Annotated in this window: 20 protein-coding genes and 1 pseudogene; 9 read left to right on the plus strand and 12 right to left on the minus strand. The window is 66.6% G+C overall.

The genetic code is table 11. From position 1 onward, the window contains the following. The first annotated feature begins 41 nt into the window (after positions 1–41). On the plus strand, positions 42–1,859 hold the full coding sequence (locus MSG_RS18560; RefSeq protein ID WP_096441862.1) for a serine/threonine-protein kinase PknH/PknJ: 1,818 nt from the start codon (positions 42–44) through the stop codon (positions 1,857–1,859). A gap of 8 nt (positions 1,860–1,867) precedes the next feature. Here the strand turns inward: MSG_RS18560 and MSG_RS18565 are convergent, their stop codons facing one another. Beyond that, positions 1,868–2,437, minus strand: coding sequence for a hypothetical protein (locus MSG_RS18565; protein ID WP_096441864.1), 570 nt, complete (start codon positions 2,435–2,437; stop codon positions 1,868–1,870). Positions 2,438–2,698: 261 nt separating this feature from the next. Beyond that, positions 2,699–3,838: an adenylate/guanylate cyclase domain-containing protein gene (locus tag MSG_RS18570; protein WP_096441866.1), complete on the minus strand. Its 1,140-nt coding sequence runs from the start codon at positions 3,836–3,838 to the stop codon at positions 2,699–2,701. Between the two features lie 54 nt (positions 3,839–3,892). On the opposite strand from MSG_RS18570, the gene MSG_RS18575 reads away from it, so the two are divergent. Then, the gene (locus MSG_RS18575) at positions 3,893–4,384 is read left to right on the plus strand and encodes a DNA-deoxyinosine glycosylase (protein ID WP_096441868.1); all 492 of its coding nucleotides are present in this window, start codon (positions 3,893–3,895) and stop codon (positions 4,382–4,384) included. Between the two features lie 6 nt (positions 4,385–4,390). Here MSG_RS18575 and MSG_RS18580 read toward each other — a convergent pair whose 3' ends face one another. Continuing rightward, the gene (locus MSG_RS18580) at positions 4,391–5,779 is read right to left on the minus strand and encodes an amidase (RefSeq protein WP_096441870.1); all 1,389 of its coding nucleotides are present in this window, start codon (positions 5,777–5,779) and stop codon (positions 4,391–4,393) included. Between the two features lie 36 nt (positions 5,780–5,815). On the opposite strand from MSG_RS18580, the gene MSG_RS18585 reads away from it, so the two are divergent. Both MSG_RS18585 and MSG_RS18590 read left to right on the plus strand, forming a co-directional pair. Continuing rightward, on the plus strand, positions 5,816–6,244 hold the full coding sequence (locus tag MSG_RS18585) for an HIT family protein (protein WP_096441872.1): 429 nt from the start codon (positions 5,816–5,818) through the stop codon (positions 6,242–6,244). A gap of 100 nt (positions 6,245–6,344) precedes the next feature. Beyond that, on the plus strand, positions 6,345–10,289 hold the full coding sequence (locus tag MSG_RS18590) for a diguanylate cyclase domain-containing protein (RefSeq protein ID WP_096441874.1): 3,945 nt from the start codon (positions 6,345–6,347) through the stop codon (positions 10,287–10,289). A 4-nt stretch (positions 10,290–10,293) separates the two neighbouring features. Here the strand turns inward: MSG_RS18590 and MSG_RS18595 are convergent, their stop codons facing one another. From MSG_RS18595 to MSG_RS18605, 3 genes are read right to left on the minus strand one after another with little or no spacing between them, the layout of a single operon-like run. Then, the gene (locus MSG_RS18595) at positions 10,294–11,325 is read right to left on the minus strand and encodes an LLM class flavin-dependent oxidoreductase (RefSeq protein ID WP_096441876.1); all 1,032 of its coding nucleotides are present in this window, start codon (positions 11,323–11,325) and stop codon (positions 10,294–10,296) included. 45 nt (positions 11,326–11,370) lie between these two features. Further along, complete coding sequence (locus MSG_RS18600; RefSeq protein WP_096441878.1) at positions 11,371–12,501, minus strand: FAD-binding protein; 1,131 nt, start codon at positions 12,499–12,501, stop codon at positions 11,371–11,373. After that, on the minus strand, positions 12,498–13,325 hold the full coding sequence (locus MSG_RS18605) for a uracil-DNA glycosylase (RefSeq protein WP_096441880.1): 828 nt from the start codon (positions 13,323–13,325) through the stop codon (positions 12,498–12,500). The genes MSG_RS18600 and MSG_RS18605 overlap by 4 nt, the downstream gene beginning before the upstream one ends. Positions 13,326–13,421: 96 nt before the next feature. On the opposite strand from MSG_RS18605, the gene MSG_RS18610 reads away from it, so the two are divergent. Beyond that, positions 13,422–14,669 carry an MFS transporter gene (locus tag MSG_RS18610; RefSeq protein WP_096441882.1) on the plus strand — a complete coding sequence of 416 codons (1,248 nt, stop codon included), beginning with the start codon at positions 13,422–13,424 and terminating at the stop codon, positions 14,667–14,669. A gap of 4 nt (positions 14,670–14,673) precedes the next feature. On the opposite strand, the gene MSG_RS25710 is transcribed toward MSG_RS18610, so the two are convergent. Next, the gene (locus MSG_RS25710; protein WP_232011076.1) at positions 14,674–15,273 is read right to left on the minus strand and encodes an SHOCT domain-containing protein; all 600 of its coding nucleotides are present in this window, start codon (positions 15,271–15,273) and stop codon (positions 14,674–14,676) included. Positions 15,274–15,331: 58 nt separating this feature from the next. On the opposite strand from MSG_RS25710, the gene MSG_RS18620 reads away from it, so the two are divergent. Continuing rightward, a complete protein-coding gene (locus MSG_RS18620; protein ID WP_096441884.1) occupies positions 15,332–16,699 on the plus strand; it encodes an FAD-binding oxidoreductase in 1,368 nt (455 codons plus the stop codon). A gap of 182 nt (positions 16,700–16,881) precedes the next feature. Here the strand turns inward: MSG_RS18620 and MSG_RS18625 are convergent, their stop codons facing one another. Together MSG_RS18625 and MSG_RS18630 are read right to left on the minus strand one after the other, a co-directional pair. Continuing rightward, a complete protein-coding gene (locus MSG_RS18625) occupies positions 16,882–19,410 on the minus strand; it encodes a PEP/pyruvate-binding domain-containing protein (protein WP_096441886.1) in 2,529 nt (842 codons plus the stop codon). Further along, positions 19,407–20,357 carry a DUF7064 domain-containing protein gene (locus tag MSG_RS18630; protein WP_142404500.1) on the minus strand — a complete coding sequence of 317 codons (951 nt, stop codon included), beginning with the start codon at positions 20,355–20,357 and terminating at the stop codon, positions 19,407–19,409. Before MSG_RS18630 ends, MSG_RS18625 begins: the two co-directional genes overlap by 4 nt. A 182-nt stretch (positions 20,358–20,539) precedes the next feature. On the opposite strand from MSG_RS18630, the gene MSG_RS18635 reads away from it, so the two are divergent. Continuing rightward, positions 20,540–21,145, plus strand: a complete 606-nt coding sequence (locus MSG_RS18635) for a TetR/AcrR family transcriptional regulator (protein WP_096441891.1) — start codon at positions 20,540–20,542, stop codon at positions 21,143–21,145. Between the two features lie 105 nt (positions 21,146–21,250). On the opposite strand, the pseudogene MSG_RS18640 reads toward MSG_RS18635, so the two are convergent. Together MSG_RS18640 and MSG_RS18645 are read right to left on the minus strand one after the other, a co-directional pair. Further along, positions 21,251–21,442: pseudogene (locus tag MSG_RS18640) on the minus strand (CocE/NonD family hydrolase C-terminal non-catalytic domain-containing protein); the annotation flags it as partial. A gap of 110 nt (positions 21,443–21,552) precedes the next feature. Beyond that, positions 21,553–22,518, minus strand: a complete 966-nt coding sequence (locus tag MSG_RS18645; RefSeq protein WP_170063168.1) for an NmrA family NAD(P)-binding protein — start codon at positions 22,516–22,518, stop codon at positions 21,553–21,555. A gap of 151 nt (positions 22,519–22,669) precedes the next feature. Between MSG_RS18645 and MSG_RS18650 the strand changes: the two genes are divergently transcribed. Continuing rightward, positions 22,670–23,041, plus strand: a complete 372-nt coding sequence (locus tag MSG_RS18650) for a winged helix-turn-helix transcriptional regulator (RefSeq protein WP_096441897.1) — start codon at positions 22,670–22,672, stop codon at positions 23,039–23,041. Positions 23,042–23,364: 323 nt separating this feature from the next. Here MSG_RS18650 and MSG_RS18655 read toward each other — a convergent pair whose 3' ends face one another. Continuing rightward, a complete protein-coding gene (locus tag MSG_RS18655; RefSeq protein WP_096441899.1) occupies positions 23,365–23,991 on the minus strand; it encodes a TetR/AcrR family transcriptional regulator in 627 nt (208 codons plus the stop codon). 253 nt (positions 23,992–24,244) lie between these two features. Here MSG_RS18655 and MSG_RS18660 point away from each other — a divergent pair, with 253 nt between their 5' ends. Continuing rightward, positions 24,245–25,159, plus strand: coding sequence for a metal-dependent hydrolase (locus MSG_RS18660; RefSeq protein WP_096441901.1), 915 nt, complete (start codon positions 24,245–24,247; stop codon positions 25,157–25,159). The last annotated feature ends 213 nt before the right edge of the window (positions 25,160–25,372 follow it).

Here is a 25,372-nt window from a genome sequence, read left to right on the forward strand (position 1 = left end):
TGATATTGTCGGCTGGTCTCGGGTTGGTTTGGAGGATCGGCATGAGCGACGAGCAGGCCTCACGCATAGGGTCGATGTTCGGCCCCTACCACCTGAAACGACTGTTGGGCCGCGGCGGAATGGGCGAGGTCTACGAGGCCGAGCACACCGTCAAAGAGTGGACCGTGGCGGTCAAGCTGATGTCGGATCAGTTCAGCCAGGACCCAGTGTTCCGCGAGCGGATGAAGCGCGAGGCGCGAATCGCCGGCGGTTTGCAGGAGCCCCACGTCGTACCGATCCACGAGTATGGCGAGATCGACGGCAAGATGTTCATGGAGATGCGCCTCGTCGAGGGCACCGACCTGGAGAGCCTGCTTAAGCGGTTCGGCCCACTGACCCCACCACGCGCGGTGGCCATCATCAGCCAGATCGCGTCGGCGCTCGACGCCGCGCATGCGGCCGGGGTCATGCACCGGGACGTCAAGCCGCCCAACATCCTGGTCACCCGGGACGATTTCGCCTACCTGGTCGACTTCGGCATCGCCAGCGCCACCACCGATGAAAAGCTCACCCAGCTCGGAACCGCGGTGGGCACCTGGAAATACATGGCGCCGGAACGATTCCGCAATGGCGAGGTGACCTACCGCGCGGACATCTACGCGCTGGCCTGCGTGCTGTTCGAGTGTCTCACCGGGGCGCCGCCGTATCGAGCCGACAGCGCCGGCGTCCTGGTCAACGCCCACATGACCGGCCCCATCCCGGAGCCCAGCGCGGTGCGGTCGGGCATCCCGAAAGGCTTCGATGCGGTCGTCGCGCGCGGCATGGCCAAGAACCCCGATGACCGCTACGCCAGCGCGGGCGATCTGGCCGCCGCCGCGCACGAGGCACTGAGCGACCCCGACCAAGACCACGCCGTCGACATCCTGCGCCGCAGTCGGGAAGCGACGATGCCCGGCACCGTGCAGATGAGCGCCGGAGTGCCGCTGCGGCCCCAGCCGCCGCCACAGCCACCGGCCGGCCAGCCCTGGGCACCCAGCAGTGGGCCGGTCCCCACGCCGAGCTACGCCGTTCCCACGCCGCAGTACCAGACCGGCGGGAACTGGGGTGGACCGCCGCCGAGTATTCCTGTGCCACAACATCTTTCCGGTCCAAATCCATGGAACCAGGGCCCGCCCGCCAAGCGCAAACGCAACCCATGGCCGATCGTGGCCGCGGTGGTGCTGGTGTTCTTCGTCGCTGTCGGTGGCGTGGGCATCTGGTTTGCCACCCGACCCGATCCGGCACCGCCGCCGCTGGATCCGGTACCGCCCGAACGCCTCAGCGCCCTGCTGCTCAACCCCGTGGACATGAACTCCGTCATGGGTTCCTCGACCATGGAGCCGGGCAAGCCTATCTTGTCGATGGATAGCTCCCCGGTGACGCTGTCGCTGCCCAGCTGCCAGGGCGCGCTCTACACGAGCCAGGATCCGGTGTACTCCGGCAGCGGCTACACGGGCGTGAGCGGACTGGTGTCCTCGGAACCGGGCGACAACTACGACCACTGGGTCAATCAGGCCGTGGTGCTGTTTCCGTCGGCAGACAAGGCCAACTCGTTCCTGCAGACGTCGGTGGAGAAGTGGAAGAACTGTGCCAGCAGGACGGTGTCCGTCACGAACAAGAGCAAGAACAAGACCTACCGGTGGACGTTCGCGCAACTCGCGGGGACGCCACCGAAGATCTCGGTGATGGAGACCCAGGAAGGCGCCGACGGCTGGGAGTGCCAGCGGTCCATGGGCGTCGCCAACAATGTGATCATCGATATCAACGCGTGCGGCTACCACATCACCAATCAGGGCGACCAGATCATCGACAAGATCGCGGCAAAGGTCAACAGCGAGTAGCGGTTTCGTCAGGAACCTAGATCGGGGCCTTCCGCGCGCAGGTCGTCGACCGCCGACATCGCGTCGCGCAGCTTGGCCAGCCACTCCTCGGTGTGCTCACCGACCAGCTTGACCGACCACGCGAGCGCGTCAGCGCGGGACCGCGCGACGCCGGCATCGACCAGCGTGTCGAGCACCTGACGTTCGGGTTGCTTGAGGCGCGTCATCACCGGTACGGCGATGTGGGTGAACAGGATTCGCTCGGTACCGACCTCGACACCCCAGGAAACCTTGCGGCCGTAGCGGTCCTGCGCTTCGTCGGCGATATGCATTCGCTCCGAACGGGTTTCCTCGCGGAAGCGCGAGACCCGGCCCGCCGCGCGGGCTTCGCTCTCGTCGTTTCCGGTCGAGTCGGATTCGGCCAGCTTTCCGATGACCGTGATCTCTTCACGGTCGACGATGACCGTCGGGTCGCCGTCGAACCAGGCTTCGGGTAGGCGTCCGGCGAACCATTCCGGCGCGTCGCCGGCGTCGGGCTGCTGCGCCTGCTGCCAACCCCCGGGGCGGCCGTAACGCCGGTTGGAGTGATGTGATTTCATAATTACATGATTACATGATTACAGCTGCAACGACAGCTCGTTTCGCCCCGGGCGAACACACCCTGCCGCGGTGCCGGGTTCAGGCTGAGAAGACCGTTGATATGTGCTGATCGCAGGCGTATTTTTGAACACGAAGCAGGCCCGGAAGCGACCAATTCAAAGCGCCGGAGAAGGGGAAGTAAGCCGGCCGCGTAAGACCCGCGCAAGACGGAGTTGACGCCCCCCAAGGTCGCCCGGGCCTGCCCTATGGCGTCGCGGCCCCTATCCGATCGCGGGGTCGCCGCCGCGGCGAACCCGAAACAGCTTGACGTCGGCCTTGATGCCTTTGAGGCGCCGCGCAGCAACGAACGACCCGTGAAACTCGCCGCTGCCGCTGACGGCATCCCACACCGAATCCGCTACCAGCACCGTGCCCGGGCGCGCCACCCCGGTGACCCGGCTCGCCAGGTTGACCGGGCTGCCGAACCAGTCGCCGGCCCGGCTCACGGCCATCCCCGACGCCGCCCCCGCCCGCAGCCGGGGAAAGTCGTTGTCACCGTCGACGATGTCGACCAGCTTCACGACGACGTCCAGCAATGGCGCCGGCTCGGGACAGACGAACATGACCGCGTCACCGATCGTCTTGATGAACCGCACCGGCGGTGCGGTCACGTCGCGGGCGAGGTCGGCCAGCCGGTTGGCCAGCTGTCCCAGCTCCTCGGCCGACACCACCTCACCGAGCCTGGTGAAGCCGACCAGGTCGGCGAAGGCCACCGTGACCTGACGCGCTCCCGGAAGCGGCTTACCGGCGGCCCGCTCGCCGGCGTTGACGGCCTCGGTCTCCATCATGTGGCGCAGGTGCATGAACAGCATGTCCTGAATCATCGGGCCGAGCATCGGGGCGATCTGGCCGACCAGCGCCTTGGACGCCTGGGCGATCTCGACCTCGGTGGCGCCCGGACGCATGATCGCCGACAGCGCGGTGAAGCGCATGACCTCGGCCGCGCGCGACAGGCCCTCGGCCAGCACCCGCACCACGAGCACCACCTGATCCGGGTTGAGGCCGAACTCGACGAAACGCTGCGCGTAGGCCGCGGTTTCGCCGTCGGCCCGCATGTGCACCACCGCGTCGGGATCGTCCACCCGGGCCAGGCCGATGGCGCGCTGGACGCGCTGCAGCAGGTCCAGGTCGATGCCGTACGTCTCGCTGATTTCGCGGGTCGATACGTAGGTGCCGTCGTCGCCGACGAGGTGGCGGCTGGCCAGCAGCAGCGGCGGATTGGTCACCCGGATCTCGTCGGCGGTGATGCCCTGTTCGAACAGCCACGCCACCAACTCGGCGCGTTCGGCGCGCGCGGCGCCGTCCAGCCCCTCAAGCAGATCGTCGATATCGCGATGACTGCCTTGGACACCGTCGCCCATCTGGCCAACGTACAGCGCCGCCGAGCGATCAGGTGCAAGCGATGATGGACAGCGATGATCACCGCGCTGCTCCAAGGATTCCCACCGGTCGTCGACGATCGCGCCAGGGTGCTGATCCTCGGCTCGTTCCCCAGCGTCCAATCACTGGCGACCCGGCAGTACTACGCCAATCCGCGAAATGCGTTCTGGGCAATCGCCGGCGAGCTGTTCGGATTCGACGCCACCGCACCCTACGACGACCGGCTAAGGACGCTGCGCTCCCGGCATGTCGCTCTCTGGGATGTCCTGCGCCAGTGCCGCCGCGTCGGCAGCTCGGATTCCGCGATCGATCCGAAAAGCTTGGTGGTCAACGACTTTGGCGCGCTGTTCGCCGACTACCCGACCATCTCGCGGGTGTACTTCAACGGCGCCAAGGCCGCCGAGCTCTACCGCAGGCTGGTACCCGCACAGCAGCGACTCGACTTCCAGCGCCTGCCGTCCACCAGCCCGGCGCACGCCGCGCGCCCGGGCGTCAAGCTGGCCGCCTGGCGGGCGATAGCGCAGTAAACCCCGTCACGACACCGGCGGTCGGCGGTGCCCCCACGGTCGGGCCCGTTCGATCTGCGCGCTGAGCGACAACAGCGTCGCTTCGTCGCGGGGCCGCCCGACCAGCTGCACGGCGACCGGAAGTCCGTCGCCGTCGAGGTCCCACGGCACGACCGCGGCGGGCTGACCGGTCAAGTTCCACACCGGGAAGAACGGAACGCGTTGCGCCACCAGTAAAAGCGTCGACACCGCGCCGCGACGCCGGTAGGCGCCGATGCGTGACGGGCCCTCGGCGGTCGCCGGGGTGAGGACCACGTCGACGTCGTCGAAGATCGACTGGATCCGCGCGGCCACCGATTCCTCTGCCGCCCGGACGGCGGCCATGCGCCGATCCGAGAAGAACGAGCCGAGGCGGGCCATGTTGCGGGTGCGCGGTTCCAGCCGTTCCGGGTGCGCCTGCGCGCCGGCGTCGTCGCTGATGCCGCGCAAATAACGCGGCAGGAAGTTCGCGTAGATCGCGGCCCTGGGGTACCGGGGATCGCGGGCGATCACCTCGTGGCCCAGGTCGCGCAGCAGCGCACCGGCCTGCTCGACTGCCGTCAACTCTTCCTTGCCGACCCGCACCGGAGCCGTTGGAACGCTGGTGCTCAAGGCAATTCGCAGCTTTCCCGGCCCGCGGGTGGCAGCAGCGACGAACTCGCCCTCCGGGGCGCCCACGGTGGACGTCGCGTCGAGAAACACCGCCGCGTCCAGCACGGAACGCGCGATCGGGCCGTCGACGCTCAACCCGTACCACGCGTTCTCGCGGGGCTCCAGCGACACCCGATCGCGTTGCGGCTTGAGCCCGAACAGGCCGGACCACGCCGACGGGATGCGGATCGAGCCACCGCCGTCGGAACCCAGTGCCAGCGGAGCCAGCCCGGCGGCCACCGCGGCGGCACTGCCGCCGCTACTCCCCCCGGGCGTCCGTCCAGGATTCCACGGATTGCGGGTGGCCCCGAACGTCAGCGACTCGGTGAAGGGAAAGATCATCAGTTCCGGCGTGTTGGTTTTGCCGAGGATGACGGCGCCCGCGGCGCGCAGTCGCCGCACCACCTCCGCGTCGGCGGTGGCGGCCGGACCGTGGCCGCCGCTGCCGTAGGCGGTCACCTGGCCGGCGATGTCGACGTCGTCCTTGATCGCGATCGGCACGCCGAGCAGCGGCAGCCGCTCGCCGGCGTCGAGCCGGTCCTGGGCCGCATAGGCCTCGTCGCGAGCGCTGTCGGTCAACACCACGCGATAGCAACCGAGCTGGTTATCCAGCCGCGCGATCCGTTCCAGGTAGACCTCGAGCAGCTCTGGTGCGGTCAGCGCGCCGTCGGCCAGGAGCTGCGCCTGCGCGGCCGCGCCGGCAAAAGCAAGGTCGCGAGCGTCCACTGCGGCAGCGTATCCCCCGCCCAGTACCGTGGCGGCATGTCCTGCGTTTTCTGCGCGATCGTCGCCGGCGAAGCTCCGGCCATCCGAATCTACGAAGACGACGGCTACCTGGCCATCCTCGACATCCGCCCGTTCACCCGGGGCCACACCCTGGTGATGCCCAAGCGGCACACCGTCGACCTCACCGACACCCCGCCACAAACATTGGGCGAGATGGCGACCATCGGCCAGCGGATCGCCCTGGCGGCCCGCAGCACGGAATTGGCCGACGCGACAAATATCGGCATCAACGACGGTCGCGCCGCCTTTCAGAGCGTGTTCCACATTCATCTGCATGTACTGCCGCGCCGCAACGGCGACAAGCTTTCGGTCGCCAAGGGGGTGGTGCTGCGCCGGGATCCGGACCGCGAGGCCACCGGTCAGATCCTGCGCGCTGCGCTGGCACGCATCGACGCCGGTCAGTAAGCCCGCAGAAAGCGCTGGCAAACGCAATCCGGCGGTCTATCCTGCGTTAACGTGGTGAAGCTTAGTGCGGTCACCGCCAGGCGTTGACGGGGTGGCTGCTATGACACGCGGGAGAAGGAATCCGTGGCGGCGATTCCGGCTGCCCGCCCGCGTCGGCTGGCTCATCCTCGGGTTCTACTCGCTGGCGGCCGGGCTGGTCGTGGCCTCCTCCTTCTGGGGCTGGGAGGGCACCTACGAGATCCGGCCGGTCGACGACATCGCCGTGGTGTTGTGTCTGGTGTTCACCGCGGCGTGTGCCGGTCACGCGGCCCGCTGTGCGGTCGGCCGCGCCAGACTCGGCTGGCTGGCACTGGTGACGGGCGTACTGGGGTGGGCGGTCGGTCAGGTCATCTGGGCCGTCTACGAGGCGCGGCCGGACCTGGAACACGCCACCCACCCGGCGGCCGCCGAGATCGTGCTCTGCCTGTGGCCCCTCGGCGCCATGGCGTCGCTGGTCCTGCTGTCCCAGGCCTCCTGGCACAGCCCGCGGCGCCTACTACTGGACGGCTTGATCGTCACGACGTCGTTGTTCGTGGTCTCGTGGGTCTTCGTACTGGACAAGCAGCTGCGCGAGCACAGCGATTCGCGACCCGCGACCGTGGTGCATGTCTTCAACGACGTCATCTTGCTGACGATCGCGATCCTGTTGCTGTCGCGCCGCCGCCCCAACGACCCGCCGAGCCGGAGCCTGCTCGCCGGCGGGACGGCCACAATCAACATTTCCGACATCCTGACGGTGTTTCACACCGGCGTGGGCAGCTATCACGCCACCGCGCTGGCCGACCTGGGCCGGGTGGCCGGGCTGGGAATGCTCGCGGTGGCCGCGCTGTCCAGTGTGAAAGAGCCGCGGTCGTCGGCATCCCAAACCGAGAATTTGTCGCGGCCCCTGCTGTGGCTGCCCTATCTGCCGCTGGTGTTGGCCGCCGGCGTCGGGTTGGGGCACGCGGTCGGCCTGATGAAACACGGCCCGATGCTGATGGCGTCGGGCATCCTGGTCGCCGCGGTGCTCGCCCGGCAATTCGTCGTGCTCGTGGAAAACCAGAAGTTGTTGAAGGAAGTCGCGCGGGAAGCGTTTCGCGACAGCCTGACCGGACTGCCCAATCGCGCGCACTTCCTGCACCGTCTCGACGAAGCGGTCACTCGAAACGGCCACGAGGTCAAGTCGCTCGGCGTGCTGTGGCTCGACCTCGACAACTTCAAATCGGTCAACGACGCATTGGGCCACCCCGCCGGGGACGAGCTACTGGTCTGGGTGGCCGGGCGCCTGACCGGTGCGGTCGGCGACCTGGGCACCGTTGCGCGCCTGGGCGGTGATGAATTCGCCGTCCTCGTCGAAGGTTCCGTCGAACAGACGCAGGCGACCGCACACCGCGTCCTCGAGGCGTTCCGGACCGAGATAGTGATCGAAAACGTCCCGATAGTGGTGCGGCCCAGCATCGGCTTCACGGTGGCCAGCATGGCGTCCAACAGCTCCGCCGACCAATTGATGCGCCACGCCGACTTAGCCATGTATGCCGCCAAGCGCGAAGGCGGCCAATGCATCCGCAGCTTCATCCCCGACGCGAGCCTGCCCTACCCGCCTGCGCCGTCGGACGCCGCAGAACCGGTTCCGGCCGGCCGACCCGCCGGGCGTACGCCCAGCACGTCGCCGCCGCGGGCGCCACGCCCGATCGCCCAGCTGGCGATCTCGACCGGACGCCCGCCGAGTGAAGCACCCGGGGGCATTCAGTGGCCGTCGCCGGCGATCCGATTTTCCCTGGCGCTGTTGGCAGTTGGCGTGATCGTCTTCGCCATCATGGGCGTCCTCGACCCGCAGCTCAGTCAGACTGCGTTCGTCGCCAAATTCTTGTACTCGGCGTTGAACGTGTTGGCGGCGGCGCTCATTGCCGTCCGCGCATATCGGGTCGGGGCCGATCGTCTGGCGTGGGGGTTGATCGCGGCAGGCATGCTGTGCTCGGCCATGGGCGACATCGTCTATGCCTTGTGGGTGCCGGACGGTCGGTCGCCCTCGCTGGCCGATCCGGAATATCTGGCGTTCTATCCGCTTGTCTACCTAGGCCTACTGCTGCTCATCGGGGTGCGCCTGAAATGGGCGAACCTTTCGGTCCGGCTCGATTCGCTGGTGTGCGGGTTGGCGGTGGCCGCGCTGGCGGCAGCGCTGCGGGCGGGGCCCCTGCACGCGGCCGCGACGCGCGCGCCGGCGACCGTACTGGTGGGCCTGGCCTATCCCTGGGGCGATCTGGTCTTGTTGATTCTGGCCGCCGGAATGCTGCCAATCCCGTTCTGGCGCAATGAATTCCGATTGGCCTTGCTGATCGCGGGGCTCGCCGGGTTCGCGGTGGCGGACATGGCATATCTGTTCGAAACCGCCGCGGGCTCATACCGGGTCGGCACCACCCTGGACGCCGTCTGGCCCGCTTCGTCGCTGTTGGTGGCGACGGCCAGTTGGGCGCCTCGCTCGTCGGCGCCACCCCCGGCGCGGCGCGGCCTGCGTTCCTCTGCCGTCCCGCTGATGTGCACCGCTATAGCCTTGGGAATCATTGTCCTGAGCCACAATTCGGTCCTCGCCGACATCCTGGCCGCCCTGACCGTGATCGCGGTCGCGGTACGCTTCTCGGCAACCCTGCGCGACGTCAGCATGGTGGCCGAAACACACAAGAGCGCAATGACCGACGAGCTGATGGCGCTGCCCAATCGGCGGTCGCTGGCGACCTCCCTGACAACGCTGTCCGGCCCCCCGCCGGCGGAACCGGAGTCGCCCCTGCGGGAGTCGACGCGCACCGCACTGCTGTTGATCAACTTCTACGAAATCCACGAGATCAACGACTCGATCGACCCCCGTTTCGCCGATGAGCTGTTGCGCCACATCGCAAATCGACTCGCCAACTGCGTGCGCCGCGAGGACGTATTGGCCCGCGTGGGGGACGACGAATTCGCGATCCTACTGGCCGAGGAAGCGGACCTGATCAGCGCACGCGCGCAGGCGACGAGTCTGCTCGAGGCCCTGCGCGAGCCGTTCGCACTGGACGCGATCACCGTCCGACTCGAGGCGTGTGTCGGCATTGCGCTGTGCCCCGACCATTGCGATCATCCGCAGGAGCTGCTGAGCCGCGCCGAAACCGCCATTCCCTACGCCAAATTCGCCCTCAGCAAGATCGCGGTGTACGACGGCGCATTCGACTCGCACCGGGAAAACGACCCGAACTTCATCGACGAACTGCGCACCGCGCTGGTCAAAGGCAACGAGCCGACGCTGTATTACCAACCCAAGATCAACGCGTTCGACGGCAGCGTGCACAGCGTCGAGGCGCTGCTGCGGTGGAACCACCCCACCCGCGGATTGCTGCATCCCGAGGAGATCCTGCCCGCCGCCGAACGCGCCGGCCTGATGCGCAAGCTGGCCAACCGCACGCTCAAACTCGCGCTCGAACAGATCCAGGTCTGGCGCCAACAAGGCATCGCCTCGTCCGTCGCGGTGAACCTGTCGACGACCAACCTGATCGACCTGGACCTGGTCGGCACGATCGACTGGCTGCTGTGGACGCACAACCTGCCCGCGGACGCCCTCATCATCGAAATCACCGAAAGCGCGCTGGTCGACTCGGCGCGCTCGCGCAACACCGTGGCCGAGTTGCAGCGCCGCGGTGTCCGCATCTCGCTCGACGACTACGGCACCGGGTGGTCTTCGCTGGCCCGGCTGCAGGATATCTCGGTCGACGAGTTGAAACTCGACCGGGTATTCGTCGCTCGGCTGGCCCACGACCCGCGCTCGGTCGCCATCGTTCGCTCCACGGTGGCGCTGGCGCACAGCCTCGGCGCCGACCTGGTCGCCGAGGGGGTCGAGGACGAATTCACGCTGAGCGCGTTGCGCCGCTACGGCTGCACGATCACGCAGGGCTTCGTGCACAGTCCGCCGGTGCCGTCGGCCGAGTTGGAGGAATGGATCGCGGCGCACGCGGTCGATCCCCGCTCGCGACAGGCCGAGCAGACCGGCGCGTGGGATTGAGCGGCTAGAACAATTCCTTGGCCAGCAGCTCCAGCGTCGCGACCCGGGCCGGCGCGGTGGCCGGGTCGGTGCCGCGCCGGGCTGACGCGACCGGGTTGACCATCACCTCGTCGACGCCGAAGTGTTCGGCGAGGTCCCGCAGCTGGCCTGCGGCCTCCGCGGGCGTACCCAGCACGGCGCGCCGCAGCCCGCTGTCCACGATGTGTTGCTGCTGCTCCGTCAGCTGCGCGACCGCGGCCTCTTCGACCAGCGGCACCGGCCCCAGCGGCTGACCGGTGCGCAGCCGCGCCATCATCTGCAGGTTGGGCAGCATCAATGCCGTTGCCTCGTCCCAGGTTTCGGCCACCGCGGCGTTGACCGTCAGAAACGTCACGGGTTCCGGCGTGGCGGCGCTGGGCCTGAAGCCGGACCGATAGGCCTCGAGTGCTTCCTCGGTGCCCTGGCCGGAGAAGTGGTGGGCGAACACGTAGGGCAGCCCCTTTGCGGCGGCTAGATGCGCCGAATACATCGACGAACCGAGCAGCCACAGGCGGGGTTCGCCCACGGCTGCGGGCGTCGCCCGCAACCGGTAGTCCCCGGAGCGCAGCGGGACGCGCACGCCGCGCGCACTCATCAGCGCGGCGACGTCGTCGAGATACTCGGGGAAGTTCTCAATGTCGCGGTCGTCCCGGCCGCCCCGCAACGCGTACGAGGTCACCGGGTCGGAGCCCGGGGCGCGCCCGATGCCGAGGTCGATCCGGCCCGGCGCGGCGGCTTCCAGCAGGGCGAACTGCTCGGCGACGGCCAGTGGCGCGTGATTGGGCAGCATCACCCCGCCGGAACCGAGCCACACCTGCGTGGTCTGCGCGGCCAGATAGGCCAGCACTACCGGCGGGCTGGTGGCGCCGACGGCCGGCATGTTGTGGTGTTCGGCGACCCAGTAGCGGGTGAAGCCCAGGCGGTCGGCGGTCTGGGCCAGCTGCACGGTGGCCGCGAGCGCGTCACCGGTCGACTGGTCGGTGCGCACCGGGACGAGGTCAAGGACGGAGAGGCGCACGAAGACCTCAACGCCCGCTCCGGCGAGAACGTTCCCGTCCGGCGCTCAGTAGTCCAGCGGCCTGATCGAGCGCACGATCGCGTCGAACTGCTCCTGCGAGATCGGCGCACCCCCCGGAATGTTGTCGGTGGCCAGGAATTGGGTGCGTTCGATGTAGCTGTGGAAACGCTTGAAGTAGTTGATGAAGCCGCGGCCGTGGTCGATCCATTCGCCCTGGGTGGCCATCTTGAGCTCGCCGGCCAGGATGTAGGCGCCGAGCAGGGCGACGCTGGTGCCCTGGCCCGACAGCGGCGAGCAGCAGTACGCGGCGTCGCCGACCAAGGCCACCCTGCCGATCGACCAGTGATCCAGCACGATCTGCGACATCTCGTCGAAGTAGAAGTCCGGCGCGGTCCGCATGTACTGCAGCAGTTGCGGCCGGATCCAGCCGTCGTCGGTCATCCGCCGCTCCAGCTCCGCGAAGTGCCCCTCGGTGTCGCGGTAGGCGATGCGAAGTTCGCTGTCCATGAACCCCAACATCGCCCGCGCCTCGGAGTTGTTGCGCGCGCTGTACACCCCGGCCATCGTGTTGTCGCCGTAGTGCCACACCTGCCAGTGGTCCAAGTTCAGGAAGTTGGGAATGGTGAAAATGGCCGCGTAGGTGCCCAGTCTCTTGATGAAGCGATCCTCCGGCCCGAAGACCAGCCGACGCACGTTGGAGTGCAAGCCATCGGCGCCGATGACCAGGTCGAATCGGCGGGTCGACCCGCTCTCGAAGGTGACGCCGACGAATTCACCGCGGTTGTCCAGCGCGGCGACGCTGTCCCCGAACAGATACTCGGTCCTGGGCAGCGTCGCCTCGTAGAGCAGCTCGACCAAATCGTCACGCAACAGCTCGATGTCGGGGTTGTCGATGGGGCCGCCGGTCGGCGTCGACTCGGTGTCGCGGGACAGCTCGTTGCCGTCGCGGTCGACGACCGACGACCCGCGAATTCCGGTCTTGCGCTCGGCGGCGGCGGCCAGCAACCCCATGCGTTCGAGCACTTTGAGCGCTGGGCCCCGCACGTCGATCGCTTGCCCGCCGGGCCGCAGCCCGGGGTGGCTTTCCACGACCGTGGCCGAATACCCATGCTGTCCAAGCCAATACGCCAACGCAGTACCGGCGACACTGGCACCGGAGATCAAGATTTCAGTCACCGAATCCCTGCCTGCTTCCTGGCGGTGCGAAATACATCGTCGAGCATTGCCGGAGTCAACCTACCGGTAAACATGTTCTGCTGGCTGGGGTGGTAGCAACCGAGCAACCGGACGCCGGACGGCAGCTCGGCGAGCACGCCGTGCCCGAACCGCGGCTTGGGGGCCGCGGCGAGACCGGGCAGGCACAGCGCGACCTGCCAGGCGAATCCGCCCAGCGCCACGATGCAGCGGACGTGCTCGGCGACCAACCGCCATTCGGCATCCAGCCACGGCGAGCAGGTCACCCGTTCCGCCGGGGTCGGTGCGTTGCCCGGCGGCGCGCAGCGAACCGGTGCTACGACACGAATCTGCTTGGCGCGCAAGCCATCCGCCGCGTCGACGCTGGTTGCTTGGTTCACCAGGCCCGCCCGGTACAGGGCGGCATACAACTGGTCGCCGGACCGGTCGCCGGTGAACATGCGTCCGGTGCGGTTGGCGCCGTTGGCGGCGGGCGCCAATCCGACGATCAGCAGCCGGGGCCGCTCGGACCCCCAGCCCGGCACCGGGCGTCCCCAGTACGGCTGGTCGGCGAAGCTTCGGCGCTTGACTCCGGCCACCTCTTCGCGCCAGCTGACCAGCCGCGGGCAGGCCCGGCAAACGCTACTCTGCGCATCGAGTTCGGCGATGGAACCGACCCGGCCGGCCAGCGTGGAAACCTGCGCGGCGTCGGCGGCAACCGCGGTTCGCGAAGTGGCCGGATCGCCCGGCCATCCGGTACCGGGCTCGACGGGCGAGTCGAACAACTGGCCGGTACGCGGGTGAGCGAGCACATGAACATCCTGCATTCAGCGGACCGTGATGGTGAAATCCGGTGGTCGCAACGGCACTTGGGAGCTAGATTCAGCCGCGATGTCCGGTCAAGAACAGCACATGGAAAACCGATGAAAAGCACCAGCCGCGGCCCGGCCACCCTCATCCTGTTCGCCACGCTGATGGCGACCGCGGGTACGGGCATTTCGCTGATCGCCTTCCCGTGGCTGGCGTTGCAGCAACACGACCCCGCGAGCGACGCGTCGATCGTGGCCGCCTCCATGACGCTGCCCCTGGTGGTATCGACCCTCGTCGCCGGCACCGCGGTCGACTTCTTCGGCCGCCGCCGGGTTTCACTGGTCTCCGATGCACTGTCGGGCACGGCGGTCGCCACGGTCCCGGTGCTCGCCTGGTGCATCGGGGCCGACGCGATCAACGTCGCCGAGCTGGCCGTGTTGGCTGCCCTGTCAGCCGCTTTCGACCCGGCCGGCACGACGGCGCGCCAATCGATGCTGCCCGAGGCCGCTTCCCGCGCCGGCTGGTCGCTGGACCGCACCAACAGCGTCTACGAGGCGATCCTGAACCTGGCCTACATCTTGGGTCCGGGCATCGGCGGTTTGATGATCGCCGCGGTCGGCGGCATCAACACGATGTGGGTCACGGCGGGCTGTTTCGGGCTGTCGTTCTTGGCAATTGTGGCGCTTCGGCTCGACGGCATCGGCAAGCCGCACCACGCGAGCAGACCCGACGGTCTGGTGTCCGGGGTCGCCGAAGGATTGCGATTCGTCTGGAACCTGCGGGTGCTGCGCACGCTCGCTCTGATCGACCTCGTCGTCACCGCCCTGTACCTGCCGATGGAAAGCGTGCTGTTTCCGAAATACTTCAGCGACCATCAGCAACCCCAGCAGTTGGGCTGGGCGTTGGCTGCGCTCGGCGTCGGCGGCGTGGCGGGCGCGCTCGGCTACGCGGTGCTGTCGAGGCACACGCGGCGCCGCACCGCGGTGCTGACCGCGACGCTGGCCTTCGGCGCGGCGTCAGTCGGCATCGCGTTCCTGCCGCCGTTGCCGGTCATCCTGATGCTGTGCGGGGTGACCGGCCTGGTCTACGGGCCGATCCAGCCGATCTACAACTACGTGATGCAGACCCGGGCTCCGCAACATCTGCGCGGTCGGGTCGTCGGCGCGATGACGGGGCTGATGTTTGCGGCGGGACCACTGGGCTTGCTGGTGGCCGGTCCCCTGGCCGACGCGGCCGGGTTGCGGGTCGCCTTCCTGACGCTCGCGGTGCCCATCCTGGCGATCGGGCTCGTCGCGTGCAGGCTGCCGTCGCTGCGAGAATTGGATCGCGAGCCGGAAGTCGCCGCGGATTCGCCGGCGTGACTCGTCAGTCGCCGAGTATTTTGCGCTTCTGCTGCTCGAATTCCTCGTCGGTGAGCAGCCCGCGGTCCTTCAGCGCGGCCAGCCTCTCGAGCCGGTCAAGCGGGTCCTGCTGGGCGGGCTGGGCTTGCGCCGCCTGCGCCGCCCCGAGCGCCTGCTGTTGCATCTCGGCGCCGCGCCGCATCATCTCGTCGCGGAATCGGCCGGGATCCGCGACGGCCTGGCGGATGACATCGCCCATCGGCATCCCCATGACCTGAGCGCCCGCCAGGTCGGGGCGGGCCGCGGTCACGGCGTCGATCGCCACGTCGGCCGTGCCGGCCGGCCGATGGTCGATTTGAACCCGGCCGTGGTCCTTCGGGTCGTAGAGCACCGCCAGCCTGGTGCCCGGGCGTGGCGCGCTCAGCTGGGGCAGCAGCGCGGCGACGCTGGCCTCGAACGGCGGTTTGCCGTCGGGCGTGACCCGCAGGCGCAGCTTCCAGCGAACCTCGGTGTTCCCAACCAGATTCGGGTTGCCGACGGTTACCGAAATCGCCGACTGCTCCGCGGCGAGGACGTCCGCGAACGCGCGGACGCCGACTTTGCTGAGATCTCTGCGCCCGAACACCGTGCCCCTTCCAAGATCGGTCAACTGTACAGCGCCGCAGCGCCCGTAGGATCGGTTCGTGATTGCCGATGCCCTGGCCGAGCTGATCGCCAAGCTGCCCGACGGGATGGTCGTCACCGATCCGGCGATCACCGAGGGCTACCGGCAGGACCGCGCCTTCGACCCGTCGGCCGGCACCCCGCTGGCCGTGGTGCGGCCGCGCTGCACCGAGGACGTCCAGACCGTCATGCGCTGGGCCAGCGTCCATCGCGTGCCGGTGGTGCCCCGGGGCGCCGGCAGCGGCCTGTCCGGCGGTGCGACCGCGCTAGCCAACGGCATCGTGCTGTCGACGGAGAAGATGCGCGACATCACCGTCGACCCGGTCACCCGCACCGCGGTCTGCCAGCCCGGACTGTTCAACGCCGAGGTCAAGAAGGCCGTCGCCGAATACGGCCTGTGGTATCCGCCCGACCCGTCGTCATTCGAGATCTGCAGCATCGGCGGAAACATCGCCACCAACGCCGGCGGGCTGTGCTGCGTGAAGTACGGCGTCACCACCGATTACGTGCTGGGCATGCAAGTGGTGCTGGCCGACGGCACGCCGGTGCGGCTCGGCGGCCCGCGGCTCAAGGACGTGGCGGGGCTCTCGCTGACGAAGCTGTTCGTCGGCAGCGAGGGCACGCTGGGCATCGTCACCGAGGTGACGCTGCGACTGCTGCCCGCACAGAACGCGTCCAGCGTCGTGGTGGCCACCTTCGGCTCCGTCGAGGCGGCCGTCGACGCGGTGCTCGGAGTCGCCGCGCGGCTGCGGCCCGCGATGTTGGAGTTCATGGACTCGGTGGCGATCAACGCCGTCGAGGACACGCTGCGCATGGAACTGGACCGCGGGGCGGCGGCCATGCTGGTGGCCGGCTCCGATGAACGGGGCGGCGCCGGGGCCGCGGACGCCGAGTTGATGGCATCGGTGTTCGCCGAGAACGGCGCGCTTGACGTGTTCTGCACCGACGACGCCGACGAGGGCGAGGCGTTCGTGGCCGCGCGCCGCTTCTGCATCCCCGCGGTCGAGGCCAAGGGGTCGCTGCTGCTCGAGGACGTCGGGGTGCCGCTGCCGGCGCTGGGCCGGCTGGTCACCGGCATCGCGGACATCGCCGCCGAGCGCGACCTGATGATCTCGGTGATCGCGCACGCCGGCGACGGCAACACGCACCCGCTGATCGTCTACGACCCCACCGACGCCGCGATGACCGAGCGGGCGCACCTCGCGTTCGGCGAGATCATGGATCTGGCCGTCGACCTGGGCGGCACGATCACCGGCGAGCACGGCGTCGGCCGCCTGAAGCGGCCATGGCTGGACGGCTATCTCGGGCCCGAGGTGATGGCGCTGAACCAGCGCATCAAGCAGGCGCTGGACCCACTGGGCATCCTGAATCCTGGTGCGGCGATCTAACTTTCGTTTGAGTGCGGCGGGCGAAGCCTCGCGAGCGTTACGGATGCCCCACTTGATGACGCCCTTGGTGAGCACCCTGGACAGTCGCACCCCCATCAGGGACACGGTGTCGAAGACCAGGGCGAGAGCGGTCGATGCGATATTGGATGGTCATTGGTCCGAACTCGCCCTTATTCACGTGGTCAGTCGGGCGACGCTGCCATGATCACCCGTCCCGCGGTGCCGTCGACCGCGACGATTACCCCCGGTTCGAACCGGGTGACCGCGTCGGGCACGCAAGTGACCGTCGGTACGCCGTACTCGCGGGCCAGGATCGCGCCGTGACTGAGAATGCCTCCGGTCTCGGTCACCAGGCCAGAGATCATCGGGAACACTGACGTCCAACCCGGATCGATGTTCGCAGCAACGAGAATGTCGCCAGGCCGAACGTCGGCTAGATCGGCAAGCGATCGGACCACGCGGACCGGGCCCGACCCCCGGCCGGCTGCGGCCGCCAGGCCGCTAATTGCTCCATCGACGAGTTCGGCGGCTGGCGGCTGCTCACCGGCTTCCGTGGGCACGTCGTCAAAACGATAGGTGGCGGGCAGCCGAGAGGCGTGATGCTCACGGTGGCGCTTGGCTGCTGCGACGACCTCTCGGATCCGCGCCACGTCGTCGTGGCATTCGTGCCGGTCAACCAACAGCCAGAATTCCTGGCTAGGCAACAGGAAGACGTCCTCGACTGCTTCTAGCGCGCCGCGTGCAGCCGCCCGCCGCCCCTGCTCGAGCACCAGCTGACGCAAATGGTTGAGCAGGTAGTCGAGGTAGTAGCGCTGATTCTCCCGAGCGACGGTGAATTGTTGGGTGCGCCCGATCACCCAACGCAAGATCCTGCGTTTGACCGGACCGGCGGCGGCGAGCGCAGCGGCCTCGGCTCGCCGCCGCTGCGACTCGCACCGCTGCTCGATCGCGGAAGGGTCTCCGGGAGCCTCAGCCGCCCGTACCTGGGCGCGCATCAAACCCAAGACCAGGTCAGGCTGTTCGTGCCACCGCGCGGCATCGATGGTTCTCGTCGACGAACGATGGCCGTGGCGGCGCACGAAACCATCGAAGGCGACCCAAAATCGTGAGTCCTGTGTCACCGCACGCACATCGGCGTACTGTCCGTCGCCGCGGAGCTGGGCGACGAGGTCCGGGTCCGCACGCGCCAACAGGCCGAGCTCGTAGACGTCCCGGTTGATCTCCGCGGTGCGGGTTCCGGGCAGGCCGCTGATCATCGCTTGATACGCCTCGCCGGTGGCGTCATCGGCCCACCTCGTCAAAAGCTTGGCCAGCACGTCGTGGAACAGCATGTTGTACTGACCCATAGTCCAGCGGATGATGCGGAAATGGTCGAGCCCGAATGCTTCGACCTCGCGGTACTGTTCGCGCCATTCGGCATCCGACAGCCTGGTCAGGTCCTGTCCGGCCCAGGTTCTGATGCGCCCGGAAACACGCCGGCAGTGCGCGTCGAGCGCCGGCAAGTTATCCCGCAGTCGGCCCCGCCCCTTGTCACGCGCGGGTGAGCGCATGCTGTTCAGGAATAGCCACGGCGAGAACGGCTCGGCCATGATTGTCGCCATCCACGCCGCCGGCAACCACTGCTCGATCGTGGAGCCGGCGCGCTGTACGCGCGGGACCCCTCGCATCATGTCGCGAATGTATGTGCCGCTGAAGTAGACGTGCCCGTCGAACAGCTGCATCGTGGGCCTGCCCCGTAACTCCGGTCGCCCGTCAAGGACACATCTTTCCTCGAACATGGGGATGGTGAGCCAGTGGCGGGTCAGGTCGTAGCAGAGCTGCGCTTGATAGTCGGCAAGGTACTCATCGCCGAAACGGCGGGTCCACACCTCCTTCGGATCGGCGCTGGGGAGCCCCGTGATCGGGCGGTCTTGCAGCACGTAGAGGTGGTCATCCTCGATCGTCCACTCCAGGTCGCGGCGTTCGCCGATGGAATCGACGACCCTGTCCGCGAGTGTGCGCAGGGCGAGGAGGTCGCCGTCATCGAGGCATCGCACCGTGCGGCGTTCGTGAGGTACGTCCCGGACGGTGATTCCTTCGTCGTATACATGCTCGACCTGTTTGGCCCCGATCCGCTCCGAGACCATGATGCCGGTCGAGCGTTCGATTACGACGTGGTCGGGGTCGGTAGCGCCCGACACCACTGCCTCACCCAGGCCCCAGGCGGCGTCGATGACCAGCTGACCGGCAAACGGCGCCAGAGGGTTCTCGGTGAGAAGCACCCCTGAGACGCGGGGCTCGATCAGCCGCTGCAGGACCAGGGCGATCCCGGGATCCTCGAGCCCCCGTGCAATGCGGTATACACGTGCGCGCTCATCGGCGATCGCTGCCCAGCATTCGGACACCGCGCTGCGGATCCCGGCCAGCGAGGCCAGCCCTAGCTTGGTCTCGTAGACCCCGGCGAACGATGCGTCGTCCAGATCCTCGGCCACCGCTGAGGAGCGCACCGCCCAGCGGCAGGTGGGGAACTGGCGTGTGACGTTGCCCCACCAGTCCGCCAGCGTGGCGCCCAGCATTTCGTGACGTTGCTCGGCGTTCATCGAGACCGATGCTGGGATGACCCATGCCTCGGGCACATCGAGTCCGGCATCGAGAAGGCGCAGCAGCCCACATGCCTTGCCGCCGATTCTGCTGACATCTTGGGCTTGGCCGGCCAAGAGGCGCTCGATCATTTCGCGCCGCGAAGCGCCAATGCCACCACGGGCAGTACCCGGTGAAGTCGCCGCAGAGTGCCAAGTGCGCCCACGTGGTACGCGTGTTCCACCACGCCGTGGCCGACACGGCTCTGACCGTCGATATCCCATTCCCACGCGGTGTGAGTCTCTTCGATCCACAACCCTGACGCGGCAAGGGGGACCCGGCCTCCCAGCGCTCGACCACGGATCCGGTAGGTCTGGCCGTCGACATCGCGCATGTCGACCACCGCTGTGGCGGGTCGGTGGGGCTTGTCCCAGGTGTAGGTGATCTTGACGCGGTCGATTGGGCGGACTCGGCCACCGGCAAACACGTATCCGGTTGAGACGCGCTGACCGTGGATATCGGTCCAGGTGGCGTTGAACGCGAGATCTTCGCCGAATTGGCCAACCAGCCAGTCCCAGCCTTCGAGGCCGTTCCAGTCACGCAATCCCCAGGACTTGTCCCGCTGACCCAGACATCTGACCTTGATCTGCTCGCCGCGGACTGTCATCGTCCCTTCCACCACGCCCGACTGCTCGAAATGCTCCTGAATCCGCGGCCCGTCGATGTGCTCGTGGAAGTCGATCGCCGGCGTGTACGCCATCCAGCTCAGGTCGAACGCGCTCGCCGTCGCCAAGGTCAGGCGCCAGCGGTGTAGGGGCTCTTCCAACGAGTAGGTCACTGCACCGACTCGCAGACCCCGTCCGAACAATTCCCCTGGGGAACGCCCCTTGAGGGACACTCGGGAGAAGTGGACAAGCGCAGCTTTTCTGTTTTCCATCACGATGACCAACGCGTTGGCCTGCTCGGTGTACCAGTTGAGTCCGATCCGTGTCAGGCCGAAGTACCGCCCTCCCTCGTCGGCCCAATTGAAGTAGAAACTCTCCTGCCAGTGTCGGTCGCCCGAGGGGGCATGCAGGTCTTCGTCGCGTGGTTCGATCACAGCCATCTCGTTCGGATCGTGTGTCGGTGGTCGGTGCGATCTTCAGTGAGTTACGTGTCACTTGTCAAGTATCAAAGGGGACGACTGTCTAGAAACTCGTCGCTACGCAGCCTTCGTTCACCTGCGAGTGGTGTTCAATAAACGCAAAGACACTGCACGACAATCCGTTTACGGAGGGCTCGATGAGACCGCGCACGATCGACGACGGCGAGTTGCTCGACATGCTGTTGTCAGCGTTTGCCGACCTGGGCTACGAAGGCACCTCAGTTCGCGCCCTGTGCCGCCATCTCGGGGTGAGCCACAGCATGATCCACCATCGTTACCAATCCAAAGAGCAAGCATGGTACGCGGCGGTCGACCACGCGTTCGGGCGACTCAACGCACAGCTCACCGAAGACTTGCCCGACGCCGAGCCGCTCGAGATCCTCCGCGAGGTCATGACCCGTTTCGCGAAAGAGACAATCGAGCGCCCCGCGCTTGCCCGAATCATTCACGCCGAGGCCGCCCGACCCGGCCCGCGCTTCGACTACTTGTTCGACGCTTACATGCTGCCGATCCAGCAGCGCGTGGCCACCGGCCTGCGCACCCTCCAAAAGGAAGGCATCGTACGGAGCGGACCGGTCGACGTGGCCTTCCTGTTCACCACCACCTGGGGCCTGGGCGGGCTCGCCGCCTCACGCGAAGTCGTCGAACGAGCTGCCTCCCGCCGCACAAACCATTTCAAGTCAGCCGAACTCACCATTGACATCATCATCAGCGGACTCGCCGCGCGATGCGGCTCGGCTTGACGGGCGATCGATGGCCTTCGAACCGCCGAGCGCGGGCATAGTGCCGGATCCTCCTATGAAGATCGGAACAAAACCTGGAGTGGTTCAGTCCGAATGGACGTCGGGTCAGACGGACCGTTTGGGGACCACGGGAAAGATGATGCGCGATGGCCGGTCCGCATCATGGGCGATCTGTTGTTGTGCGCTACGCATGTTCGATTTGTCCCCGATTGGCTCGCCGGTGTTGAGGTTGCGAGCCCATCGGGGAAAGTTGCTGGATGTGACGTGTACCCGGATGCAGTGTCCTGCGCGGAAGACGTGGCTGGTGCCCGAACCGGATAGCCCTTGGAGATCATCATTTGACGATCAGTGGGCTACCGCGCCGACGTCTCCGCCCGCACCGGTGACCAGGACCGCTGCTTGCCGAGTCATCGCGTCTGGGCGCCTGACGTTACGGTGACCAAGAAGTCGCCGCGATGCTCACGGATGAATTCGACGAATCTGGTGGGCGGCCGACCGAGCAAGTGAGAGAGCCGGTTGGGGTCCGTCTCCGCCATCGCCCGGAACCTGTCGCCGTCCTCACGCCACATCTTGGTCGTCGCCGACAAATGCTGCACGGTGGTGGCATCGGCAGCCTTCCCCAGAATCGCCAGCTGCTGGTTCCATTCATCTTCTGACAGCGGCCGATAGCTGATCGACTGAGATGTCTCTCTTCCGATCATTGCGGCTACCTCAGCGTGGGTCATCAGCTCGGCGCTGGGAATGAGCGGTGTGCGCTCGGCGCCGAAGAGCTGCGGATCCAACAAGGCCCGAACGCATACTTCTGCGGCGTCCCGCCCAGCCATCCACTGGATGGGAGAGTCACCGTGGTAGCTCGCGAACTGGCTCGTCTCTCGGATCGCGTGGCCGAAGAACACGTTGACCATCTCGTAGAAGTGGGCAGCGAACTTCAACGCCACCGCGCTACGTAACGAACTGGTGATCAGCTCGTCGGCGACGAACTGGTCGCGTCCGTAGCCGCTGGGGCTGTCGGCCTCGCTCGCCGTGCCCATCGAGCAGACGACCACATGCGGGTCATTTCCGACTTCCCGGATTGCCGAGACGAGGTTGGCCGCCGCAGCAATCACACCCGCGGCGACGGGATGCGTGAACTGCACCGCGCTGACGTTCTCGAGCGCCGGTACCAAGGTGCGCCGGTCGGCGAAGTCCCCGAACACCACCTCGGAGCCTTGTTCCCGCAATGACTGGGCACGCTCGTCGTCATGCCTAACGAGCGTGCGCACCCTGCGGCCGCGCTCCCGCAGCAACGTGACGACGGCGGCAGCGGTCCCCGTGGCCCTGCCGGTGGCGCCAAATACCAAAATCAAGTCGTTTTGACCGTTCTGCTCGCTCACGGTGCCGACTCCCCATCTATGGCGACATGTGGCCAGTGGGACCGTCGCAGCGTGTGGCGCGGCCCAAGTCCAGCGTGCCGCAGCCGGTTACTTGTAGTTCGCAAGTGACCAGTGAATGTACTCATGACGAGTTCACTTGTAAACTTAGAGTATGTCTGCGAGACGGTCGGGTTCCCGAGATGAACCGCACGCGAGGCGGTCCGAGTGCGCGATCGCCGGTGTCCTGGATATCGTCGGCGATCGCTGGTCGCTGCTCATCGTGCGCGATCTATGGCTGCGCGGAAAGCTACGCTTCCAAGACTTCGCGTCCATGGTTGGGCAAGAATCCATCCCCACCAACACGCTGGCCGCACGGCTTCGCCTTCTTGAAGAGGCCGGGATACTCAGCCGCGAGAAATACCAAGACCATCCCGAGCGGTTTGCCTACGAACTGACGAGCAATGGCAGCGCGCTCGTGCCAGTCCTTGAATCGATGGCGGAATGGGGAGTTGCCCACATCCCGCACACCCGCGGATTCCTCTGAGCGATCGCGGTTTCCGCCATATCAATGTGGCACGGAGCGGGAAGGAAACACGCCGGCCCCCCTCGAGCCGAACCTACAACCCATGCGGTTGCGCACCTCTTGATCGTCATGACAACGAACGGTGCGTCACGGCAAGTGATTGTCCCGCAACGGGTTTAGGGATGGATCATTGTCATTATCCATGAACTGAACAGATCAGGTAGCGGGGCGTTGACGGCCCGCCGACGGGCTTGTGCGGCGTCGATCAGCCTGTAAGCCATGGCAATCCCGGCGTCGCAGGATACCGAGGAAGGTGCGCCAACATTCTGCGATCTGATCGCCTGTCATTTTGTCGCATGAGTCGCAGGTGTGTGCACCCATTCTCTGATGGCGGGGGCCAGCCAGCGTCGCAGATAACCGCGTAGCTCGTCGGGCGTTCGTGGCGGGTCGCCCGGGTTCGACATAAACGACTGAACGGCGCGAAGTGCCCACTCAACCAATTCGTCGAGAGTGTCTGATTCCAGCGACGTTTCGCTCCAGTTGATGGACGTGCTCTGCGTCAGGACCGTACGACCGATCCGGCGAGCGGTATCCGATGTGATTCTACGCAGCAGCGTGTGGGACGGCTCGTCGAGGAGCAACTGCAGGTACGGCTCTTCGGCCACAGCCGTGACGGTTACGACGACACCTTCGACAACGGCCTCGGCGACATCGTCGAAGGAACTTAACCGCTCGCCAAATCTTTCCAGAAATAGGCGTGTGCCCTCCGCGGCGGCAGCCTCAAGCAAAGCGGTTGTGCTTGGAAAATAGCGATAGACCGTCTTTCTGCTGACGCCGAGTTCGTTGGCCACGTCGGCGATGGTGGTCTGGCCTCCGCGTCGGCGCACGCACCGATCTGCCGCTGCGACGATGCGCTCGGTGGCTTCCTCGTCTGTGCGCGGGGGCGCCCCCCGCCAGCCGTGCGTGCGCATACCTGCAATGTAGCGGGTCGCCTGGGCCAATCGCTGGCCTCTGGACATGACGATACATTGATGATATCAATGTATCGTCAGACGTTCAGTAACTGCGACGAGTGGATAGTGTCCACGCACTGGTTTATGTCGCGGTGTGCTTCATCCTCGCCAGTGCGATGACGGTATCGGTGTCGGCGCCCCCTCACCCAGAACGCCGTACAGAGCAGATCACCTACCCCAATACCTTCGAAATACCCAGTGAGGCAACCCGATGACCGATTTGGAGATTCGACGCATCCGCTTCGACCTCGATGGGGATGTGCCGTTCAACTGGAACGCGGACAATCCCGCCTTCTCGACCTACATGAATATGGTGTCGATCATGGCGATCTGCTTCGAAAAGATGATCGTCGCGGCAGTCAAAGAAGCCATGCCGCTCATCGACGACACCGGCGTAGCCGAAGAAGCCGAAGCCTTCCTCCGTCAAGAAGCTCAACACGCCAGTGCCCACCGCCAACACCTGCGGGCACTGATCAGGCGCCATCCCGGCCTTCAACAGACCCTCGACGAAGCCGTTGCGTCCTATGACGAGCTCACAAGCACGACCCCGCTGAACTACCGGCTGGCCTACATCGCAGACCTCGAAGCGACCTTCACGCCGTTCTTCAAGATGCTGCTCGACAACGAATCAACCCTGTTTCGACCCGGAGACGAGCGAGTGTCATCGCTACTGCTATGGCACTTCGTCGAAGAAGTCGAACACCGCAGCTCCGCGCTGATCATCTACGACGTTGTCGTTGGCAGCAAGATGTACCGCACGCGTGTACTGCCCCGAGTGGTCAAACACCTAATGAAGGTGTCAACCATCGTGTTCGACGGACTGAACACCCACGTGCCACTGGTGGAACGCGGAATCGATGCACGCGACTTCAGCCCACTTAGCGGCATCATCAGGTCGATCCGCCGCCGAACGGTCGACCGCAACGATCCGACACCACGCGCCAAATCCGCACTCCATACCGTGCCCCGGAAACAAAAGTTCACCGCAACGGCTCGCGTGCTTATGAGTCAGATACCGGCCCACGACCCCGCGAAAGAACCCATCCCCGCGTTTGCCTACCGGTGGTTCGAGCGCTACGACCGCGGCGACGACGTATGCCACTGGTACACCGCTATTTCCGCCTAGCCGACGGCTTTGGGGCTCCCGCCTGGAGAGCTAAAATCGTTGAATGACAAGCGCTTCCGTCCGGGGTAGCTCGCGCCGCTATCGCGACTCAGCAGCGCCGCACACCTGCTGAACTGCCATCCGTCAACGCGCTGACGGCTTCTTCGTCTGCGAACTCCCATTCGACTCGTCCACATCGAGAAGGTCCGCACACGTCGCATTCGAGGATGCGCA

Origin of the sequence: Mycobacterium shigaense, assembly GCF_002356315.1 — a bacterium.
Taxonomy (GTDB): Bacteria; Actinomycetota; Actinomycetes; order Mycobacteriales; family Mycobacteriaceae; genus Mycobacterium; species Mycobacterium shigaense.

Excerpts from the sequence above, each read along its gene's own strand:
- MSG_RS18560 (WP_096441862.1), top strand. The coding sequence starts at position 42 with ATGAGCGACGAGCAGGCCTCACGCATAGGGTCGATGTTCGGCCCCTAC.
- MSG_RS18565 (WP_096441864.1), bottom strand. The coding sequence starts at position 2,437 with ATGAAATCACATCACTCCAACCGGCGTTACGGCCGCCCCGGGGGTTGG.
- MSG_RS18570 (WP_096441866.1), bottom strand. The coding sequence starts at position 3,838 with ATGGGCGACGGTGTCCAAGGCAGTCATCGCGATATCGACGATCTGCTT.
- MSG_RS18575 (WP_096441868.1), top strand. The coding sequence starts at position 3,893 with ATGATCACCGCGCTGCTCCAAGGATTCCCACCGGTCGTCGACGATCGC.
- MSG_RS18585 (WP_096441872.1), top strand. The coding sequence starts at position 5,816 with ATGTCCTGCGTTTTCTGCGCGATCGTCGCCGGCGAAGCTCCGGCCATC.
- MSG_RS18590 (WP_096441874.1), top strand. The coding sequence starts at position 6,345 with ATGACACGCGGGAGAAGGAATCCGTGGCGGCGATTCCGGCTGCCCGCC.
- MSG_RS18605 (WP_096441880.1), bottom strand. The coding sequence starts at position 13,325 with ATGCAGGATGTTCATGTGCTCGCTCACCCGCGTACCGGCCAGTTGTTC.
- MSG_RS18610 (WP_096441882.1), top strand. The coding sequence starts at position 13,422 with ATGAAAAGCACCAGCCGCGGCCCGGCCACCCTCATCCTGTTCGCCACG.
- MSG_RS18625 (WP_096441886.1), bottom strand. The coding sequence starts at position 19,410 with ATGATCGAGCGCCTCTTGGCCGGCCAAGCCCAAGATGTCAGCAGAATC.
- MSG_RS18635 (WP_096441891.1), top strand. The coding sequence starts at position 20,540 with ATGAGACCGCGCACGATCGACGACGGCGAGTTGCTCGACATGCTGTTG.
- MSG_RS18650 (WP_096441897.1), top strand. The coding sequence starts at position 22,670 with ATGTCTGCGAGACGGTCGGGTTCCCGAGATGAACCGCACGCGAGGCGG.
- MSG_RS18655 (WP_096441899.1), bottom strand. The coding sequence starts at position 23,991 with ATGCGCACGCACGGCTGGCGGGGGGCGCCCCCGCGCACAGACGAGGAA.
- MSG_RS18660 (WP_096441901.1), top strand. The coding sequence starts at position 24,245 with ATGACCGATTTGGAGATTCGACGCATCCGCTTCGACCTCGATGGGGAT.